The organism is Acidovorax sp. GW460-11-11-14-LB4, from assembly GCF_059423685.1.
The window spans coordinates 1-2,460 of sequence record NZ_JBWKYJ010000136.1 but is presented as its reverse complement, the minus strand read 5'-3'; the positions used below and the strand labels follow the sequence as shown (position 1 = coordinate 2,460).

General features: G+C 66.5%; 5 protein-coding genes. All 5 read left to right on the top strand.

Annotation, left to right across the window (positions count from 1 at the left end; all coding sequences use genetic code 11):
- The first annotated feature begins 33 nt into the window (after nt 1–33).
- Genes AC07X4_RS23855 through AC07X4_RS23835 form a run of 5 tightly spaced genes read left to right on the top strand, consistent with a single transcriptional unit; the run spans nt 34 to nt 2,454 of the window.
- Nucleotides 34–324, top strand: a complete 291-nt coding sequence (locus AC07X4_RS23855) for a DUF6378 domain-containing protein (protein WP_494741532.1) — start codon at nt 34–36, stop codon at nt 322–324.
- Nucleotides 325–345: 21 nt separating this feature from the next.
- Nucleotides 346–531 (top strand): hypothetical protein, encoded by a 186-nt coding sequence (locus AC07X4_RS23850; RefSeq protein WP_494741531.1) that lies wholly within the window; start codon nt 346–348, stop codon nt 529–531.
- Nucleotides 528–854, top strand: coding sequence for a hypothetical protein (locus tag AC07X4_RS23845; protein WP_494741530.1), 327 nt, complete (start codon nt 528–530; stop codon nt 852–854). The genes AC07X4_RS23850 and AC07X4_RS23845 overlap by 4 nt, the downstream gene beginning before the upstream one ends.
- Nucleotides 851–1,483 (top strand): hypothetical protein, encoded by a 633-nt coding sequence (locus AC07X4_RS23840; RefSeq protein WP_494741529.1) that lies wholly within the window; start codon nt 851–853, stop codon nt 1,481–1,483. Before AC07X4_RS23845 ends, AC07X4_RS23840 begins: the two co-directional genes overlap by 4 nt.
- Nucleotides 1,480–2,454: a phage Gp37/Gp68 family protein gene (locus AC07X4_RS23835; protein WP_494741528.1), complete on the top strand. Its 975-nt coding sequence runs from the start codon at nt 1,480–1,482 to the stop codon at nt 2,452–2,454. The genes AC07X4_RS23840 and AC07X4_RS23835 overlap by 4 nt, the downstream gene beginning before the upstream one ends.
- Nucleotides 2,455–2,460 lie beyond the last annotated feature (6 nt).

The window sequence follows — 2,460 nt, the reverse complement described above, 5'->3', positions numbered from 1 at the left end:
CCCCAGTCCGCCCCGCAACCGTACCCCGTCACCCTGCTGTCTGATGCTGCCCACACCATCCTGCAGCGCGGGGTGGAGCGCGACACCGGCGGCGCCAGCCAGCCGCAAGAACGCAGCATGGCCGCAACCGTGGCCGCCTTCAACGCCATCGAGGGCACCAACCTGGACGAGCGCCAGGGCTGGGCCTTCATGCAGACCCTGAAGCTGGTGCGCGCCGCCAACACCGCCCGCAACGGCCGCTTCAACCCCGACGACTACCAAGACGGCGCCGCCTATGCCGCGCTGGGCGCGGAGGCCGCAAGCAAGGCACCCGGCGCCAACTGAGCAACACAGGACAGCCACGACATGAGCACAGCTCCAGCCCGCCGCAATTTGGCTGTCGCAGTGGAGGCACTGGTCAAGACCAACGCGCCAACCACCGACCACTACGAGGCCATTTGCAAGGCGCTGGAGACAGTGGCCGCACAAGACTTTGGCATCCCCATCAAGGTCAATTTGCAGGCCGATTTTTCCGAGGCGACTACGACATGACAACGAAGCCACTCAGCGGCCTGCACTTCAACGGATCGCAGATCCGCGCACCCAAGCCAAGCCACACGGCAATCAGCCCCGACTGCCCGGGCACTGATCTGGTTGCCTCGCTGCACACCGATGCCATGCATGAAGCACGCACCTACGCAGCAACAGGCCGCGCAATGGCTGCCTCGGGCGAAATGCTCGACGCACTGCAAGCCGTCTCCGCAAAACTCGGCTCGCGCCCCTACGGCACGGGCTCCTACCTCCCCAAGCCCATCCGCGACCAGGTGTATGCCGCCATCGCCAAGGCAACCGGCCAACAGGACAGCCCAGCATGACCACATCCCACTGGCTCGTCACCGCCCACGGCGCCGACCAACCCATCAGCGGCCCCGCCGCAATGCTGGGCAGCATGCCCACCATCGAGGTCATCGCCCACAGCCTGGCGCAAATCAACCGCTTCACCGGCCACACGATCCGACCCGAAAGCGTTGCTGAGCACAGCATGTTTGTGAGCGACATCCTGCAAGACATGGGCCTGCCACCCATCGCACAGCTTGCGGGCCTTATGCACGACGCCCACGAATGCCTGTGCGGCGACGTTGCCAGCCCCATCAAATGGGAGCTGGGCACCGCCTGGCTGTCGCTGGAGAACCCGCTGGCCCTGCTGATGCGCAAGCACTACGGCCTGCAGGCCGCCTACACCGGCTACCGCGACTTCATCAAGCACGCCGACCTGACCGCCCTGGCCACCGAGCGCCGCGACCTCACCCGCTACGACCCCGCCATCAACGCCCCCTGGCCCATCCTGGACACCCCAGGCGCCGAGGTGCGCCCCATGGAGGCCGTGGACCTGAACAGCCCCGTGCGCGTGGCCATGAGCTGGCGGCACCACCGGGATGCGTTTGTGGAGCGGTACCAGACATTGACGGCGCAGTGCAGCGTGCGCGGGGAGGTGGCGGCATGAGCTCCAACACAAGCATCGAGTGGTGCGACCACACCTTCAACCCTTGGGAAGGCTGCCAAAAGGTCAGCCCCGGCTGCGACCACTGCTATGCCGAGGCGCGTAACGCCCGCTTTGGCGGCGGCACCGCCACCAACTGGGGCCCGGACGCTCCCCGCCGCCGCACCAGCGCCGCCAATTGGTCGCTGCCCAAGCGCTGGAACGCCCAGGCCGACGCCTTCATGGCCCAGCACGGCCGCCGCCAGCGGGTTTTCTGCGCCTCGCTGGCCGATGTGTTCGACAACGCCGCCCCGACGCAGTGGCGCATGGACTTGTTCGAGCTGATCGCAGATACCCCCAATCTGGACTGGCTCATTCTCACGAAACGCATCGGCAACGTGATGCCTATGTGTTCCGGCGACAGTCTGATGTTTGAAATGATCAGCAGTCGGGTCTGGCTGGGCGCCACCATCGTCAACCAAGCCGAAGCCGACCGCGATATCCGAAAGCTACTGCAAGTGCCCGCCCCCGTGCGGTTCCTGAGCATGGAGCCACTGCTGGGACCGGTAGACCTCACCAGCGTTCCGGTCGGCGGCGGTCATGGTCATCACGAATTCGACCCCATCATCACTGGCAACGCGCTGCAGCGGGCAACGTCGACAGATCCAAGCGTGCATTGGGTCATCGTCGGCGGCGAGAGTGGCCGAGGCGCTCGCCCCATGCACCCCGACTGGGCCCGCAGCCTGCGTGACCAGTGCGAGGCGGCGGGCGTGCCCTTCCTGTTCAAGCAGTGGGGGGAGTGGGTGCCGCGCGGCCCGGAGAGCATGGGCTACCCGTTGGTCGAGGGCGTGCCCCGCGTTCGGCTCACCGACCTTAGCGAGAACGGCAGCGACTTGGCTGCCGAGGGAGACAACCACGTCTGGATGCAGCTCGCAGGCAAGAAGGCCTCCGGCCGCCTGCTCGATGGCACTACCTGGGACGGGTTCCCATCATGACCCACC